The organism is Nonomuraea mesophila (assembly GCF_004352805.1).
Lineage (GTDB): Bacteria > Actinomycetota > Actinomycetes > Streptosporangiales > Streptosporangiaceae > Nonomuraea > Nonomuraea longispora.
Genome location: NZ_SMLD01000117.1, coordinates 13,564 through 28,986, shown reverse-complemented (window position 1 = coordinate 28,986; position 15,423 = coordinate 13,564). Strand labels below are relative to the sequence as shown.

The 15,423-nt window shown below is 71.1% G+C and carries 18 protein-coding genes; 9 read left to right on the top strand and 9 right to left on the bottom strand.

Annotated elements, in window-relative coordinates:
- On the top strand, window positions 1-455 hold a 455-nt coding region (locus E1295_RS49120; protein ID WP_166427521.1), incomplete at its 5' end, for a hypothetical protein.
- 19 nt (window positions 456-474) lie between these two features.
- Here the strand turns inward: E1295_RS49120 and E1295_RS33320 are convergent.
- Window positions 475-1,941, bottom strand: a complete 1,467-nt coding sequence (locus E1295_RS33320) for an MDR family MFS transporter (protein WP_246080636.1) — start codon at window positions 1,939-1,941, stop codon at window positions 475-477.
- 238 nt (window positions 1,942-2,179) lie between these two features.
- Here E1295_RS33320 and E1295_RS33315 point away from each other — a divergent pair, with 238 nt between their 5' ends.
- Complete coding sequence (locus tag E1295_RS33315) at window positions 2,180-3,160, top strand: phosphotransferase family protein (RefSeq protein ID WP_132636702.1); 981 nt, start codon at window positions 2,180-2,182, stop codon at window positions 3,158-3,160.
- Here E1295_RS33315 and E1295_RS33310 read toward each other — a convergent pair.
- Window positions 3,153-3,446: an SDR family oxidoreductase gene (locus E1295_RS33310; protein WP_132636700.1), complete on the bottom strand. Its 294-nt coding sequence runs from the start codon at window positions 3,444-3,446 to the stop codon at window positions 3,153-3,155. The two genes, E1295_RS33315 and E1295_RS33310, sit on opposite strands and share 8 nt — an antisense overlap.
- An 80-nt stretch (window positions 3,447-3,526) precedes the next feature.
- Between E1295_RS33310 and E1295_RS33305 the strand changes: the two genes are divergently transcribed.
- Window positions 3,527-4,006 carry a MarR family winged helix-turn-helix transcriptional regulator gene (locus E1295_RS33305; RefSeq protein WP_281284785.1) on the top strand — a complete coding sequence of 160 codons (480 nt, stop codon included), beginning with the start codon at window positions 3,527-3,529 and terminating at the stop codon, window positions 4,004-4,006.
- Entirely contained in the window at window positions 4,003-4,848 is an 846-nt protein-coding gene (locus tag E1295_RS33300) for a PHP domain-containing protein (protein WP_132636696.1), read from the top strand. Before E1295_RS33305 ends, E1295_RS33300 begins: the two co-directional genes overlap by 4 nt.
- A 10-nt stretch (window positions 4,849-4,858) precedes the next feature.
- On the opposite strand, the gene E1295_RS33295 is transcribed toward E1295_RS33300, so the two are convergent.
- The 3 genes from E1295_RS33295 to E1295_RS33285 all read right to left on the bottom strand — a co-directional run bounded on the left by E1295_RS33295 (window position 4,859) and on the right by E1295_RS33285 (window position 6,929).
- Complete coding sequence (locus tag E1295_RS33295; protein ID WP_132636694.1) at window positions 4,859-5,491, bottom strand: ABC transporter substrate-binding protein; 633 nt, start codon at window positions 5,489-5,491, stop codon at window positions 4,859-4,861.
- 143 nt (window positions 5,492-5,634) lie between these two features.
- Window positions 5,635-6,063 (bottom strand): pyridoxamine 5'-phosphate oxidase family protein, encoded by a 429-nt coding sequence (locus E1295_RS33290; protein WP_132636692.1) that lies wholly within the window; start codon window positions 6,061-6,063, stop codon window positions 5,635-5,637.
- Window positions 6,064-6,092: 29 nt separating this feature from the next.
- Entirely contained in the window at window positions 6,093-6,929 is an 837-nt protein-coding gene (locus E1295_RS33285) for an NAD(P)H-binding protein (protein ID WP_132636690.1), read from the bottom strand.
- 82 nt (window positions 6,930-7,011) lie between these two features.
- On the opposite strand from E1295_RS33285, the gene E1295_RS33280 reads away from it, so the two are divergent.
- The 3 genes from E1295_RS33280 to E1295_RS33270 all read left to right on the top strand — a co-directional run bounded on the left by E1295_RS33280 (window position 7,012) and on the right by E1295_RS33270 (window position 9,050).
- Window positions 7,012-7,992 (top strand): AraC family transcriptional regulator, encoded by a 981-nt coding sequence (locus tag E1295_RS33280; RefSeq protein WP_132636688.1) that lies wholly within the window; start codon window positions 7,012-7,014, stop codon window positions 7,990-7,992.
- Between the two features lie 9 nt (window positions 7,993-8,001).
- Window positions 8,002-8,523 (top strand): histidine phosphatase family protein, encoded by a 522-nt coding sequence (locus E1295_RS33275; RefSeq protein WP_132636686.1) that lies wholly within the window; start codon window positions 8,002-8,004, stop codon window positions 8,521-8,523.
- 176 nt (window positions 8,524-8,699) lie between these two features.
- Window positions 8,700-9,050: a beta/gamma crystallin domain-containing protein gene (locus E1295_RS33270; protein WP_132636684.1), complete on the top strand. Its 351-nt coding sequence runs from the start codon at window positions 8,700-8,702 to the stop codon at window positions 9,048-9,050.
- A gap of 124 nt (window positions 9,051-9,174) precedes the next feature.
- Here E1295_RS33270 and E1295_RS33265 read toward each other — a convergent pair whose 3' ends face one another.
- The 3 genes from E1295_RS33265 to E1295_RS33255 all read right to left on the bottom strand — a co-directional run bounded on the left by E1295_RS33265 (window position 9,175) and on the right by E1295_RS33255 (window position 11,703).
- Window positions 9,175-10,053 carry a hypothetical protein gene (locus tag E1295_RS33265; RefSeq protein ID WP_132636682.1) on the bottom strand — a complete coding sequence of 293 codons (879 nt, stop codon included), beginning with the start codon at window positions 10,051-10,053 and terminating at the stop codon, window positions 9,175-9,177.
- Window positions 10,054-10,101: 48 nt separating this feature from the next.
- Window positions 10,102-11,037 carry an endonuclease/exonuclease/phosphatase family protein gene (locus E1295_RS33260; protein ID WP_132636680.1) on the bottom strand — a complete coding sequence of 312 codons (936 nt, stop codon included), beginning with the start codon at window positions 11,035-11,037 and terminating at the stop codon, window positions 10,102-10,104.
- A 150-nt stretch (window positions 11,038-11,187) separates the two neighbouring features.
- Window positions 11,188-11,703, bottom strand: a complete 516-nt coding sequence (locus E1295_RS33255; protein ID WP_132636678.1) for a hypothetical protein — start codon at window positions 11,701-11,703, stop codon at window positions 11,188-11,190.
- Between the two features lie 116 nt (window positions 11,704-11,819).
- Between E1295_RS33255 and E1295_RS33250 the strand changes: the two genes are divergently transcribed.
- A complete protein-coding gene (locus E1295_RS33250; protein ID WP_132636676.1) occupies window positions 11,820-13,274 on the top strand; it encodes a pentapeptide repeat-containing protein in 1,455 nt (484 codons plus the stop codon).
- Window positions 13,275-13,292: 18 nt separating this feature from the next.
- Here the strand turns inward: E1295_RS33250 and E1295_RS33245 are convergent, their stop codons facing one another.
- On the bottom strand, window positions 13,293-14,372 hold the full coding sequence (locus E1295_RS33245) for an acyl-CoA dehydrogenase family protein (protein WP_132636674.1): 1,080 nt from the start codon (window positions 14,370-14,372) through the stop codon (window positions 13,293-13,295).
- A 110-nt stretch (window positions 14,373-14,482) separates the two neighbouring features.
- On the opposite strand from E1295_RS33245, the gene E1295_RS33240 reads away from it, so the two are divergent.
- Window positions 14,483-15,421 carry an AraC family transcriptional regulator gene (locus E1295_RS33240; protein WP_132636672.1) on the top strand — a complete coding sequence of 313 codons (939 nt, stop codon included), beginning with the start codon at window positions 14,483-14,485 and terminating at the stop codon, window positions 15,419-15,421.
- Window positions 15,422-15,423 lie beyond the last annotated feature (2 nt).

The window sequence follows — 15,423 nt, the reverse complement described above, 5'->3', positions numbered from 1 at the left end:
CCCCCACCGCCACTCCCACCGCCGGCACCGTCTCCCCCAGTGGCTCGCCGGGGACGCCGAAGCTGACGAAGGACGTACAGGATGCCTTCGAAGCGGCCATGGCGGCGCACCCGGGGGCGTCAGAGCTGGACAGGTGCACCCGGCGCACCCCGCTGACCAGCAAGGCCTGCGGCAGGGCGCTCGCGGCGGCCGGCAAGGTCGTCGCCGGCACCGCGCGCCGGCTGCGCGAGCAGGAGCCCGAGCACGCCGAACTGCTCTATGGCGCGGTGCTGCTCACCGCCCGCAAGATGCAGGAGATGCTCACCCGGCTGCGCGACCCGATCCCCTGCTACGGGCTCAGCGACGCGCCGCGGCCCCCGCCGCCGCTGCGCGGGGAGGCCCAGGAGATCTGCGCGGAGGGCGCCGACCTCGCCAAGTCGACGTGGCGGATCTTCCTCGCCCAGGTCGAGCGCTGACCTGCCGCGCCCGATGAGCTCAGCCCTCCGTCGCGGCCGGCTCGTCGGAGGCCGCGCTGTTGCCGGCCCGGGCCGGCAGGAGCAGGGCGGTGCCGACCACGACCACGGACAACACCGCGCCGATGATGAAGGCCAGCCGCATGCCGCCGAGGTTGGCGAGCACCTCCGTCACCCCGTCCGCGCGCAGGGACTCGGCCCGCGCGCTCATCACGGTGATCACGAGCGCGGTGCCCATGGCGGCGGCGACCTGCTGCAGCGTGCTCAAAATCGAGCTGGCGTGGGAGTAGAGCGACGACGGAACCGCTCCGAGCGCGAGGGTGAACACCGGGGTGAAGGTCGCGGCCAGGCTCACCATCAGCAGCATGTGCATGCCGAGGAGCAGCCAGATCGGCGTGGTCATCGTGACCTGGGTGAAGCCGATGAGCGCGAGCATGATGCCGACGGAGCCGGGGATGACCAGCACCCGGCCGCCGAACCGGTCGAACAGCCGGCCCACGCTCGGGCCGAGCAGCCCCATCGCGAGCCCGCCCGGCATGACGAGCAGCCCGGTCTCCAGCGCGCTGAGGTCGCGGAGGTTCTGCAGGTAGAGCGGTAGCAGGATCATCGAGCCGAGCATCGCCATGAACGCCACGCACATCATGATCAGCGCGAGCGTGTAGGTGCGGTGGCGCAGGGTGCGCAGGTCCAGCAGCGGCACGCCGCGCTTCTGCAGCGACAACTGGCGGACGACGAACACGGTGATGGACAGCAGACCGGCGGCCACGATGGCGCCGGCGACGCGGGCGTCACCGCCCTCGAACCGGCTGAGCCCGTAGACCAGGCCGCCGAAGCCCGCTGCCGCGGTCACCACGCTCAGCCAGTCGACGGTGCTGTAGCGGGGCTCTCCGACGTTCTTGAGCTGCCGCAGCCCGCCCCAGGTCACCGCGGCGGCGATGGGGAGCACCACGGCGAACAGCAGCCGCCACGACCCGAACTGCAGGATCACCCCGGAGACCGTCGGGCCCATCGCGGGCGCCACCGACATGGCCAGGCTGACGTTGCCCATCACCCGGCCGCGGTCCTCCTCCGGCACCACCTGCATCAACGTGGTCATCAGCAGCGGCATCATCACGGCCGTCCCCGACGCCTGAACGATGCGGGCGGCCAGCAGCACGGTGAACGACGGCGCCACGGCGGCCAGCGCCGTGCCGGCCAGGAACAGCCCCATGGCGACGGTGTAGGCGGTGCGGGTGGACACCCGCTGCAGGAACCAGCCGGTGATCGGGATCACCGCGGCCATGGTCAGCATGAACGCGGTCGAGAGCCACTGCGCGGTCTGCTCGGTGATGTGCAACGCGCTCATCAACTGCGGGATCGCGTTGATCATGATCGTCTCGTTGAGGATGACCACGAACGTGGCCAGCACCAGCAACCGGATCACGGGCGGGGTGCGCCCCTTGACGGCGGTCGCGGATCTGGCAGGCTTGTCGAGCAATGGACTGGGCACGGCACCTCGATCGGGGTTGTGGGACGAGACGTCGTCGCGGCCGGCATCCCGGCCCCGGGTCTCGGGGGTCTCGCAAGAAGTCGATGTCATGCACAGATTGACCTGTGCCACCGACAAAACTCATCGACCGCGCTCAACATTCCGACAATCGCCATCAAATGTCACGCGGTTTTCACCTGGGCCACCGGACCACGAGGCCACCACACCCCCCGCCACCCCCGTACACCAGGATGAACGGATGGATGTCCAGCCGATCGAGCGCCCCGCAGGATCGTTCCAGCAGCAGGTGAGCGCCGACCGGATCCAGGCGGTCTGCCGCCGCGCGCTCGGCCCGGACACGCGCGTGGTGTCGGCGGTCGAGCTGGGCCTGGGGATGTACAACACCACCTACCGCGTCACCGTGGAGGGCGTGACCCGTCCGGTGATCGTGCGCTTCGCTCCCGCCCCCGGCCGCCAGTTCGTCTCCGAACGTGAGCTCATGCGCAACGAGTACGCCACCGTGCCGCACCTCGCGAAGATCGCCCCGCTGATGCCCCGCGTCATCGTGGCCGACTGGTCGCACGAACTGGTCGACCGGGACTACATGGTGCAGACCCTGCTCGACGGCGTTCCCGCCGCCCAAGGGCTGTCGACGTATCCGCGCCGGTCACGTACGGGGTTCTTCCGGCAGGTCGGAGAGATCGCCAGAACCGTGCACACGGTACGAGGCACCCGGTTCGGCCCTGTGGCGGGCCCGGCGTACGACACGTGGAGCCAGGCGGTGACCGCGTCGTTGCGCGACATCGTGACCGACCTGGACGGGCTGGGGCTGGACGCGGCCGACCTGCGTAAGGCCGCGGCGCTGGCCGACGAGCGCGCCGCCGTGCTCGACGAGATCACCGAACCTCGCCTGCTCAGCGGGGACCTGTGGACCGTCAACATCATGATCGCCGCGGACGCCCCCGAACCCGTCATCTCCGGGGTGTTCGACCTGGACCGCACGTTGTGGGGCGATCCGGCCGCCGACTGGCCGATCCGGATGGCCGCGTCCAAGCAGGACGAGCGGGTGGCGTTCTGGGAGGCGTACGGCGAGCGGGACGAAAGCCCCGCGGCGGTGTGGCGGTCGCTGATCTATGAGCTCCGCCACCTCGGCGCCGTGCGACTGGAGCGCCACCGGCTCGGCGGCGCGGTCGGCGACTCGTACGACGCCGTGGCGGCCGTCCTGGCGGAGCTCACCTGAACGCCGCCCTGTGGTCGCGGGCGAAGTCGGCGAAGCGGCGGGGCGGGCGGCGCGGATCCATGGCGGTCAGCAACCACAGGTCGTCCACCTCCTTGAAGGCGTGCGGCAGCGTGCCCGGATCGCCCAGGTCGCCGGTGACGACCTCGATGCCGCGCCGTTCCAGCGCGCCGGCCCTGGCCCGGTCGCGGACCAGCGCCCTGAGGTTGAGAGCGGAGCCGTCGAGGGCGTCGAGCAGGGCGCTCGACACGCTTCCTGTCGCCCCGGTGATGAGGACTGTGCGGCTCATCGTCCGTCCTTTCCTCGGAAAATAGTCTCAATATGTGACTATCACAAGAAGTGACTGTTATGAAGGGTTACCATGTTGGGGTGACGCATCCTCCAGCCGGCGACCGCATCCGGGTGATCACGCAGGATCCCGACCTGGGCATCCTCGCCGCACGGTTGTTGTTCTCGTTGCAGCGGGAGGTCTTCGCCCGGCTCGCGGAGAGAGGGCACGGCGACGTGAGCCCGCGCCACGGCGCGATCCTGGCCTACCTCGACGCGGGCGGCGTCCGCGCGACCGAGCTCGCACGGCTCTCGGGCCGGCACAAGCAGATCGTCGGCCGGCTGGTCGACGAGCTCGAAGCGCTCGGCTACGTGGAGCGCCGGCCGGATCCGGCCGACCGCCGCGCCAAACTCGTGGTGCCGACCGAACGCGGCCTCGACCAGCAACGCCAGGCCGACGAGATCATCGCCGGCATCGAGCGCAGGCACGCCGAGACCATCGGCGAGCCCGCCTACGCGCACCTGCGGCGGGCCCTGAAGGCGATCACCGCCGAGAACCACCTGCCGGGTGGTGACGCATGACGGTGCCGGCGGACAGCCACGTGCACAGCGAATGGTCCTGGGACGCCCCGCGGGGCTCGATGGAGCGCTCGTGCGCGCGGGCGGTCGAGCTGGGGCTGACGGCGATCGCCTTCACCGAGCACGTCGACCACACGGTCTGGACGGTGGCCCTCGACGCCCTCGCCCCCGGCGACCACCTCGCGACCCTGGCCGCGCCGGACGGGCTGCTCACCCCGCCGGCGTTCGACCCGGCTTCCTACCTGGAGGAGATCGAGCGCTGCCGCGAACGTTTCCCGGCCCTTCGCATCCTGAGCGGCCTGGAGCTGGGCGAACCTCACTGGCACGCCGCCGCCGTCGCCAAGGTGCTCGCCGCCGGGCGCTTCGATCGGGTGCTCGGGTCCCTGCACTGCCTCCCCCACGGTGACGGTTTCGCCGAACCCCCAGGCCTGTACGGGCACCGGCCCGCGGCCGACGTCGTACGCGACTACCTGGCCGAGGTCGCCAGGCTCGCCGCCGGCAGCGAGGCGTTCTCCGTGCTGGCCCACATCGACTATCCGATCCGATACTGGCCGGAGCGGGAGGCGGGCCCGTTCGACCCGGCCGCGTTCGAGGAGGGGTTCCGGCACGCGCTGCGGACGACCGCCCGTTCGGGCAGGGCTCTGGAGATCAACACACGCATACCGCTGCACGCGGTCATCGTCAGGTGGTGGCACGAGGAGGGCGGGGAGGCGGTCACGTTCGGCAGCGACGCCCACGAACCCGCGGCCGTCGCCCGCGGGTTGAGGGACGCGGCGGACCTGGCACAGGCCCACGGGTTCCGCCCGGGGCGCAACCCGTACGACCTGTGGCCTCGGACGGACTGACCGCGGTCGCCTACTTGATGACGAAGTCCCGCACGTCGAGAGGCTCGCGCAGCACGGAGTGGCGCCGCGCCAGATCGGCCAGCCGCTGCAGGCCCGGCACGTCGAGGTCGGCGGAGTACGACCCGAGCTCGACCCCGTCGAGGTCGCTCGACGTCACCCTGGCGTACGAGGGAAGCACCCGCACCACCTGCCCGGGATCAGCCGCGATCAGGCGGTGCGCCTTGGCCAGCGCACGCTGGAAGGCCCGCAGCGTACGGGGGTTGTCCTTGATCCAGTCGTCGGCGGCCATCCAGCCCGCCGTGGGCAGCCCCTCGAACCCTGCCGGCGGCAGCACCGGCACACGTCCCTCCCGCAAGCCCGCGGTCAGGTAGGGCTCGGCCAGGAGTGCCGCCTTGACCCCGTGGTGGTAGGGGCTCTCGACGAGGACGACGTCATCAGGGTCCAGCCCGCCCCGTTTCAGCATGGCCACGGCGGAGAGCGCCGGCAGCCCCCGGAGGTGGGGGACCCCGATCTTCCTGCCCTTGAGGCCGGCCACGCTCCGGATCCTGGATCCGGCCTTGACCACGAGAGCCATGCTGCCGGGGCGGGCTCGATGCAGGCCGCCGAGGTGCACGTCGCCGGTCAGCAGATATGCCAGGCGCATCAACCGGTGTTGGTGCGCATCGGCGAATGCCTGAAAACTGGCATTGCGATCCAACGCTCTCTCCTCATGTCAGTAACCTCCAGACGCTGTGGGCACGCCGGAAGGTTGGCACTCGGAGACATCCCGAAGACAGCACACCGCAATCAGTACGTCTGACGCTGCACGGTCTCCGGATGGATGACGACCTGGAGCTGGTCGCCGGCGAGCATGGTCGCGAGGTCGCCGGCCCGCTCCTCGTCGGCGAGGTCCCAGTAGCGAGCGGCAAGGCGGGCACACAGGTCGTGCGCCCCGTCGGCCTCGATCGTGACGCGGCCGGCGACGGACACCCAGCGTTCGCGCTCGCCCACCGGGGCCGCGACCACGATCGAGGCGCGGGGGTCGCGGCGCAGGCGCCGTATCTTCAGCGAGTCCGGCTCCGTGAAGAACTGGACCGTCCCGTCGGCGGTGGCCTCGAACCACACGGGCCGGGGCTGGGGTGGCTGCTTTCCCCCGGCCACGGTCAGGAAACCGAGCAGGGGGCGGGCGAGGAACTCGAGGTCCTCGGCGGTCAGCCGGCTGGTGGCGGTGCTCATCACGGCCCTTTCTGGATTGCGGTGGCCGGTCACGGGAGCCAGGCTCCCGCTGCGGCGGCCCGTACGGCGTAGTCCTCGAAGGTCCGGGGCGTACGGCCCAGCACGGCGGCCACGTCGTCCGTCGTCCCGGCCAGCTTCCCCCGCTCCATCAGGACGAACATCTCGGCGACGTGGTGGGCGCCGGTCTCGTCCCAGCCCTCCTCGACCAGCGCCGCGGCGTACTCGGCGGGAGAGACCTGCTTGTAGGCGATGGGCAGCCCGGACGCCCGGGAGATCAGCTCGACCGCCTCGGCGAAGGTCAGCCCGCGCGGCCCGGTCAGCTCGTAGACGCGCCCGGCGTGCCGGCCGGGCTGCCCCAGGACCGCTGCCGCGGCGTCGGCGACGTCCTCCACGTCGATGAACGGCTCGGGCACCGTGCCGGCGGGGAGCGCCAGCGCGCCGGCGACCAGCGGGGCGTGGAAGAGGTCCTCGTCGAAGTTCTGGTCGAAGTTCGACGCCCGCAGCACCGTCCACTCCAGCTCCGAACCGCGTACGGCGTCCTCGGCCGAGCGCATGTCCAGCCCGAACGTGGACTCGCCCCAGGTGTCGGCGCCGCGCCCGGAGAGCAGGACCAGCCGCCGCACGCCGGAGGCGGCGGCCCGCGCCACGAACTCGTGCACCGGTCCCGGCACGGCCGGCGGCACCACGTAGGCGGCGGTGACGCCGTCCAGCGCCGCGTCCCAGCCGCCGGGGTCGGACCAGTCGAAGCGCACCGGGCTCGTACGGGAGGCGGCGCGCACCGGCGTGCCGTTCAGCCGCAACCGGGCGGCGACGCGCCGGCCGGTCTTGCCGGTGGCGCCGAGGACCAGCGTCATGTCGTTGCTCATGAGGACGATTCAACGGCGCCCGGTCGGACGATTCCATAGGTGAGAAGCCGGATCGCATGTGTCATCGTCTAGCCTCGGTGGGGTGGACGCCTTCAGTGACCTCTTCCGCGGGATGCGGGCGCAGGGTTCGTTGTTCGGCAGCTCGACCCTGTCGCCGCCCTGGGCGCTGCACTTCGTGGACGGCGCACCGCTGACGCTGTGCACCGTGCTCGGCGGGACGGGCTGGATCGTGCCCGAGGGCCGGCCGCCCGAGCGGCTCAGCGCCGGCGAGACGGTCATCGTACGAGGCCCCGCGCCGTTCACCTTCGTCGACGAGGTCGGCACCCAGGCCGAGCCGATCGCGTGCGGCGAGCACTGCGCGACGCCCGAGCAGGGCGGGACCCGGCACCGGCTCGGCTGGAACGACGGTTGCGCCGAGCCCCCCGCCGGCGCGACGACGCTGATCGTCGGCGCCTACCCGGTGCGCGGAGAGATCAGCCGCAGGCTCCTGGACACGCTGCCCGTGGTGCTGCGCGTGGCGTCCGGCGGCGGCGCCGACGCCGTGCTCGGCCACCTCGCCGCCGAGGTCGCCGCCGACACCCCGGGCCAGCAGGTGGTCCTGGACCGGCTGCTGGACTGGTTGCTGGTCTGCGCCCTGCGCGAATACTTCGACCGGCCCGGCGGCGAGCCGCCCGCCTGGTACACCGCCCAGCGCGACCCGGTGGTCGGCGACGCGCTGCGTCTGCTGCACGCGGAACCGACGGCTCCCTGGACGGTGTCCTCTCTGGCCGGCCGGACCGGCGTGTCACGCTCCACCCTGGCCAGGCGGTTCGCCGACCTGGTCGGCGAACCGCCGCTGACCTACCTCACCCGCTGGCGCATGACGCTCGCGGCCGACCTGCTGGCCGAGCGCGAGACGGCGACCCTCGCCGAGATCGCGCACGCCGTCGGCTACTCCGACGCGTTCACCTTCAGCGCGGCCTTCAAACGCATCCGGGGCGTCAGCCCGAGCGAGTTCCGACGCGCCGCCCCGGACCCCGCGGCCGTTCCGCCCGGCGCCGACCGCCGGGAGGTCGCTCGGTAGGTTCCTCCCATGTTGCTTCTGGTCCGCCACGCCATGCCCGCTCACGGCCCGGCCGTGCCACCGCACGAGTGGCCGCTCAGCGCCGAGGGACGGCAGGCGGCCCGCCGGCTGGTCGCCCGGCTGCCCGGGGACGCCCGGCTCGTCTCCAGCGAGGAGCGCAAAGCGTGGCAGACCTTGGGCGGGCACGACACGATCGCGCGTGACCGGCGGTTCAACGAGGTCACTCGCGTGGAGCCGTGGGAAGGCGGCTATCGCGAGCTGCGCCGTGCCTACGTCGACGGCGTGGACCACCCGGACTGGGAGCCGCGAGCCGACGTCGCCGCGCGCTTCGACGCCGGGATCACCGAGCAGCTCGTACGCGCCGGCGGCCGCCCGCTCGTGGTGGCGACACACGGCATGGCGATGACCGTCTGGGTGCGGGCGCGGCTGGGCCTGAAGGACCCCGGCGGCTTCTGGACGGACCTCCGCTTTCCCGACGCGCACCTCGTCGACCTGGACTCGGGCACCGTCGAGCGAGTCCTCGCCCTCTGACGCGCGGCCCCGGTACGCCGGGGACCGTACATCGGGAAAGACATCTTGTACACACGTTCCCGAAAGACCGAATCAAATACTTTATTGACATGTCGCAATATATGAATAAACAATCGGCTGTCACGGACCGAGCCCGCACGCCGAGGGCGTAATCCACGACACCAGGAGACGCAGAGATGCCTGGAATGAAAAAGCTGCGCAGTTGTTTCGTGGTGGCCGCGATGGCCGCTGTTTTCGCAGTCAATCTGCCGGCCGGCACCGCCCACGCCATCAACATCGTGAACTGCGGCAACCGTACGGACCTGCTGAAGTTCACGGGGCACGACGGAAACCAGACGGTCACCCGCGTACGCTGCTACGCGAACAAGGGGACGATGTCCGTCCGGCTGTGGGCCGACCAGATCTCCACCGGGAACAACGACATCGAATATCTCGATTACAACGGCGCCAAGGTCCGCATCAAGCGCTGGACCATCATGTATTTCCCGAACAGGCCGCCGCACGTCGACACCATCACCATCCTCTGAGACAACCGGCGGCGTCCTGTCCGCCTCGATGAACCTTCTTCGCGCGACACGGTTGGGGAACCGGGGAACAGCAGGCCCCTGATCGGCTGCACCGCCGATCAGGGGCCTGCCGCGTCGCGGAGTCTCAGCGCCGGACCGGTCCCCGCAGCACCGGCACCCCCGTACCGGAGTCGAGAACGAGACGCTCACCCAGCGGCCGGGCGAGCGCGACCGTGGTAACGGCCGACTCGAGTATCGCCGGGCAGGGCTCGCCGGGACCGGCGTTCTCCTTGTCCACGCCGACCACCACCACCTGGTCCGTTTCGTGCACGCGCACCCCGCGAACGGTGTCGCAGGCGCCGTGCCCGTAGCGGAGCAGCAGGTCGTGCGGCCTGCCCGCGACGAGGTCGTACGCCATCACCTCTTCGACGCCCCCCTCCACCCGCTCAGGACGGGCGGAGACGGCCGAGGGATCGACCGCCACGTGGACCTTCTTCTGCTCGACCCCCTTGACGGTGAACATCCAGGCCGGCACGCGCACCGGGCCGCGACTGGTCTCCAGCGGCACCCGGCCCAGCTCCACCCCGGTCACCCGGAGCGGACGGCAGCCCTTGGCCGGGCACTGCTCCTCGACGAGGCCGGCCGGTCGGCTGAACTCCTCGTACGCGCTCGCCGCCGCGATGAGCGGCACCCGCGAACGCGCGCCGTCCGGCCACCGCACCTCGGCGTCGGCCGGAGGGCCGGTGGGCAGTTCGGCGTCCAGCCGCCAAGCGCCATTGTGCGCGCTCCTGTTCACCCAGGCCGGGACGCGGCCCACGTGGTTCCAGCCGCGCGGGTTGAGCACGTCCAGCGCGACGAACCCGTGCCGCCAGGCCCGGTCGGCGGCCGAACCCTGCCAGCGTTCCGCCACGTCACGCGCACGCACCTCGAACGCCTCGGAGGACGCACCGGGCGAGGCCGGCAGGGACCAGCCGCAGGAGGCCGGCAGCAGCGCCAGGGCCAGGCAGACGATCAACCTTCGCACGGCACCATGATGATCCACCGCCCGGCGGCCGGTCCATCGGAGGCGGCGTCACCCTCCGGTCGAAACGGTGGCGGTGGCGTCGACGATGCGGTGGTCGGAGCAGGGCTTGTCGCGCTTGCCGCCGCAGACGTGCCCGATGGGGTGGGCGTCCGCGCTGTAACCGGTCAGCCTCTCGGCGGGGACGAAGATGAGATCCACCTTCCCCGACTGGCCGCAGGCGCCCAGCTTGTTGCTCTCGGTGGTCTGCTCGCCCCAGCCGGGGCACAGGGCCTCGCGGTCGTCGAGCTCGTGGTAGCGGCCGGCGTTGCCGTGGTTGGCGTCGGTGTTGACCGAGCTGTCGTACCAGCTGTCCAGCAGCGATGAGTCCGGCTGGATGTTGAAGTCGCCCGCGATGATGGGGATGTCTCCACGGGAGCGGTACGACTCCAGGACACTGTGCACCTTGCCGAGCTGGGTGGCCTTGTGGGCGGCGACGGTCGTCAGGTGCGTGGTGCAGAACCTGGTCGTGGGCTTGACGGCGGCCACGGGCGCGCAGAGGAGTTTGCGCCGCTTGCCCGACCCGTCGTCCGGCAGGGTCTGCCGTAGCGTGTCTCCGAGCGCGAAACGGCTGAAGATCGCGATGCCGATGCCGTGCCCGGCGCAGTAGCGAGGATCGCCGGCCGCCGTCATGGGCTCGTAGCGGGCGAAGTTCGTGGGAGCTTGCGGCCAGCCCATCTTCTGCAGGGCGTCGATCACGGCGCCGTACTGGTTGCGGCAGATCTCGTTGACCGACACGAAGTCCGGCCGGCGATAGCTGATCGAGCCGGCGATCGCCTGGATGATGCCGTTCGTCGTGGAGCCCAGGTGCTGATGGTGCCCGGCCATGTTCCAGTGCCAGATCTTGTACGTCGTGGTCGCCGCGGAGGCGGGACCCGCCGGAAGGACGGCGGCCGTGACCAGGACCGCCACCATCGCCCACCAACGGCGCACACTCGGGATCCGCATGAGGCAGCCGTCCCTTCCTCGTGATCAGCTCTCAGCGATCCTGTCCAAAAGACATGTCCGGCGCCACACCTCAATGGGACGTAGATCCGTTCGATTGCGACGGCGGGCCCGGTCCGTTCCTCCGGCGGACGCCGGGAACGAGGCGCTGCTCTACCAGCCACCCATGTAGCAGTAGAGCTGCTGATCGTGCTCCTTCGCCCGCCGCGCGAGCCCCACGAACTCCTCGATCACGGGCATGAGGTCGTGAGGGCCCACGTCACTGTGCCTCTCGTAGGATTCGCTCTCCGACCAGCTGACCGCCAGCTCCCACAGGCGCTCGTCCTCGACGTCGGCCAAGGCGTCACGAACCCGCACCGCGAACTCCGCGATGCCGGGTCCTTCGAGGTAGGGCGACCCTTCCGGCAGAGCCTCCGCCTCTTCCAGGCTCTTCGGCGCTCCTTCGGGCGGCGGATACAGATAGGTCAAGCCGATGAGATCAACGGAGTACGGCTCACCGAGAACCAGCGCGACCAGGCCGCAGAACTCGATCTCCGGGTCGATCGTTCCCGCGTCCACGGCGTCGAACGCGGGCTCCACGTCCGGGCTGTCGATGACCCTCGGACGCTCCGGATCCGCCAGCGCGGCATCCCGGTCAGCGGCCCGGTAATACTCGTACACGGCACCCACTGCTGCACTCCCGTGCTTCACGTGGCGAACCGCTCGACCGGCCGCCCCGAGCAATTGTGATCGACTATCGTCCCGAGTCCGGCCCATCGCATGCGGCGAAGCGCTGGAATTGAGACATGAAGCGCAGCCGCCCCCGAGTGCAGGCCTCTGAGATCGTCGCCGCGGCCGTGGCGGCCAGAGCCCGACGCGAAACGCGCGCCGCGGCAGGTCCTGAGCAGGCGCCACCACCACCGGTGACCGAGGAGGCACAGGCGACCTCATGGGGGCGCCGGTTACTCCGGCTCTCCCCGGTCCTCGTTCTGATCGTGGCCGCCGCCGGAGGGGCCGTGCTCCTGCAGCTTCCCGGCTGGGCCCGGTGGACGCTCGCCGGCATCGCCCTGGCCGCGGCGTCCGGCCTGGTCATCGCCTTCCTGCTCGGTCCCGCGGCCCGCCGCCTGGCCGGTGAGCGCGCCGTCCTCACCACTGCCGAACGGCGGGAGCTGACCGCCCACGAGCGCGTCGAAGCGGTCAACTCCGCCAGGCACACCCTCATCCAGGCCGCGACCGGGCTGGTCGTGATCGGCGGTGTCGTGTTCACCGCGCAAGGCCTGTGGTACACCGCGCAGACCCTCGAGACCACGCGCGAGGCGCAGTTCACCGACCGGTACACGAAGGCCGTCGAGCAACTGGGCTCCGGCAAACTCGATGTCCGGCTCGGCGGCATCTACGCCCTCGAACGGGTCGCCAGGGATTCGCCCCGCGACCATCAGAGCGTCTACGACGTGCTGACGGCGTTCATCCGCGAACACGACCCCGCACCCACGGCGAAGCTTCCCGCGAGACCGGCCACCGACATCCAGGCCGCACTGACCACGGTCGGCCGCCGGAAAGCCGACCTGGACGCCGGCACCATCGACCTGGCGGAGATCCGCGCACCCGGTGCCAGGCTGACCGGCGCGCGCCTGGCCCAGGCCGACATGAGCAGGGCGATCCTCACCAACGCGGACCTGGCCGCGGCGAACCTCGCCAGGGTGAGGCTGCCCGAAGCCGACCTGGCCGACGCGGACCTGACCCGTACGAGCCTGAGATACGCCACACTCAACCAGGCGACCTTGACCGACGCGGACCTGTCCGAGGCAGACCTGACCTACACGAACTTCACCAGAGCCACCCTCACCGGCGCGACCCTCATCGAGGCGACCATGCGCGACGTGGGCCTGTTCGAGGCGAAGCTGACCGACGCGGTCCTGATCAAGGCTGACCTGACCGGCGCCAGCCTGCTCGACGCCGACCTGAGCCGCGCGAACCTGACCGACGCGAACCTGACCAGCGCCGGTCTGGACGACGCGGATCTGGGCAACGCGAACCTGACCAACGCGAAGCTGCCCCTGGCGTTTCTGAAGGGCGCGGACCTGAGCAGCGCTGACCTGACCGGCGCGAACCTGCGCGACACGGACCTGAGCGGCGCTGACCTGACCGGCGCGGCCCTGACCAACGCCGACCTGCGGGGCGCGACCCTGACCGACATCTCCGGCATGACGGAACAAGACATCCGAAGCCAGGCCCGCGTCGATGCGACGACCCGATTCTGAGGCGGCCCCGCGTACCCGTCACCCCTGTCCGACGTGCCGCTCGGCCAGGGCCGAGCCGAACCTCTCCACCGCCAGATAGGTACGCACATGCGGATGGCGGCTGCCGACCGCGACGTCGCGCCAGTACCGCTGCAGCGGGTTCGCGGTGTCGAACCCGCTCGCGCCGTACAGGTCGAGCATGAGCTCGACGGCCGCCCTGCAGTCTCCACCCGCCCCCGCCAGATCCAGGTCCAGCCCGGTGTGGCCGGCGTCGGACGGGTCAGCCGCGTCCAGCGCCCGGGCGATCGCGAGCATCGTACGTTCGGCCCGGTTCACCAGGTGGGTCGCCTCCGCCAGCCAGTGCCTGGCCCCCGGCGACTCCCCCATGCGCGAGTAGGCGGTCATGGACGGCTTGCGGTCGGAGGCGAACAGTTCGTCGGTCACATCGAGCGCGCCGCGGGCCGCTCCCACCACCGGACCGAGCACCGTGAGGCCGTACATCAGCCGTTTGCCGATCGCCGGCATGGACATCTCCGCCACCCGCTCGGCCGGCACCAGCACGCCGTCGGCGGTGAGGCTGTGGCTGCCGGTCCCGCGCATGCCGGCCATGTGCCAGGTCCGCTCGACGGTAAGGTCGGCCACCGGGATGACGGCCAGGCAGAGCCGGCCGTCGACCATCAGGGCGAGCCCCGCCCAGGTCGCGTCCTCGCACCCGGAGACGTTCGGCCAGCTTCCCGTCACCCGGATCCCTCCGGCGACAGGTTCACCCCGGCCGAGGGGAAGACCGGACCCGCAGGTCAGGGCATCGGGGTCGGCGAAGTACTCCTGCTGGACCGACCAGGGGAGGTACGCGGCCACGAGATCCTTGTTCGTCGCGCACGTTCCGGCGATCCAGGCCGTGGACGGACAGGCCCGCCCCAGCGAGGCCAGGCGCCGGGCCATCGTTTCCGCCCCGGCCCCGGCGCCCCCGTACGCCTGCGGTGTGCGCAGCGCGAAGCCCCCGCTCGCGCCGACCGCGTGCAGGCTCTCGGGCGCCACGCGACCGTTCAGGTCCGCCTTCTCGGCGTGTGCGCGCAGCACCCGGCCCGTCTCTTCGTCGCTCGTCGAATGGTCGGTCATGTACGCACACTCAACCACCGGCCACGTGGCCGGGCCATACGCGAACGGCCCCGCTTCATACGCCTGTGTGCCGCCGGGCCGGACCGGCGACGTTGGCTAGCATCTGCCGCATGGATGTGATCAGCGAGGTGATCCGTACCATCCGCGCCGGAAGCGCCAACGCCCGCCTGATCAAGCAGTCCGGTTCCCGGGGCATGCGGTTCCCCGCCTTCTCCGGCAGCGGATTCCACATCGCGTTGCGCGGCTCCTGCTGGCTGATCAGGTCGGCCGGGGAACCGGTGAGGGTGGAAACGGGCGACATCGTGCTCGTCCCGTCCGGGGCCGAGCACGGATTCAGCCATGCTCCGTGTGCGCTGGAGGATCTTCCGGTGGCGGAGCCCGGCTCGCAACCACCGGGTCCCGGCCCCCTCGACTTCGACTTCCTGTGCGGCGCCTACCTGCTCGACCACGGCCGGGCTCCGCAGTACCTCCAGGCACTCCCCGACGTGATCACGGTCACGCCGGACTATGACCTCCACCCAGAACTGCGCTCGCTGACCGACCTGTTCGGCGCGGACCTTTCCCATACGCGGCTGGGCACCGGCGCGACCCGCTCCGCGCTGGTGGACCTCACCCTCGTCCACGCGCTACGCCAGTGGCACGAGGTCCAGGGCGCGGCCGGGACACCGATGATCGGCGATCCGGCGATCGCCACCGCGATCCAGGAGATCCACCGCGATCCGGCGAGGCCGTGGACGGTGGCCCGGCTCAGCGAGGTCGCGGGCATGTCCCGTACGGTGTTCACCCGCCGATTCACCGCACAGATGGGCAGGCCGCCCATGAAATACGTCACCGACTGGCGCCTCGACTACGCCGCCCGCCTCCTGCGGGAGACGGATGCCCCGCTGGCGACCATCGCCCGCCAGATCGGGTACGCGACCGAGTTCGCGTTCGCGGGCGCGTTCCGCCGCGAGTACGGCCTCTCGCCGGGCCGCTACCGCCACTCCACCGCAACGGCCCGCGACACCTCACCCGCCCACCACGTACGGCGACGCATCGAGAGCAGTTGAAC

Coding starts and splice junctions, on each gene's coding strand:
- E1295_RS33300 (WP_132636696.1), top strand. CDS start 4,003: ATGACGGTGCCGGCGGACAGCCACGTGCACAGCGAATGGTCCTGGGAC.
- E1295_RS33260 (WP_132636680.1), bottom strand. CDS start 11,037: ATGCGGATCCCGAGTGTGCGCCGTTGGTGGGCGATGGTGGCGGTCCTG.
- E1295_RS33250 (WP_132636676.1), top strand. CDS start 11,820: ATGAAGCGCAGCCGCCCCCGAGTGCAGGCCTCTGAGATCGTCGCCGCG.
- E1295_RS33295 (WP_132636694.1), bottom strand. CDS start 5,491: ATGCGCCTGGCATATCTGCTGACCGGCGACGTGCACCTCGGCGGCCTG.
- E1295_RS33285 (WP_132636690.1), bottom strand. CDS start 6,929: ATGAGCAACGACATGACGCTGGTCCTCGGCGCCACCGGCAAGACCGGC.
- E1295_RS33270 (WP_132636684.1), top strand. CDS start 8,700: ATGCCTGGAATGAAAAAGCTGCGCAGTTGTTTCGTGGTGGCCGCGATG.
- E1295_RS33275 (WP_132636686.1), top strand. CDS start 8,002: ATGTTGCTTCTGGTCCGCCACGCCATGCCCGCTCACGGCCCGGCCGTG.
- E1295_RS33245 (WP_132636674.1), bottom strand. CDS start 14,372: ATGACCGACCATTCGACGAGCGACGAAGAGACGGGCCGGGTGCTGCGC.
- E1295_RS33240 (WP_132636672.1), top strand. CDS start 14,483: ATGGATGTGATCAGCGAGGTGATCCGTACCATCCGCGCCGGAAGCGCC.
- E1295_RS33290 (WP_132636692.1), bottom strand. CDS start 6,063: ATGAGCACCGCCACCAGCCGGCTGACCGCCGAGGACCTCGAGTTCCTC.
- E1295_RS33315 (WP_132636702.1), top strand. CDS start 2,180: ATGGATGTCCAGCCGATCGAGCGCCCCGCAGGATCGTTCCAGCAGCAG.
- E1295_RS33310 (WP_132636700.1), bottom strand. CDS start 3,446: ATGAGCCGCACAGTCCTCATCACCGGGGCGACAGGAAGCGTGTCGAGC.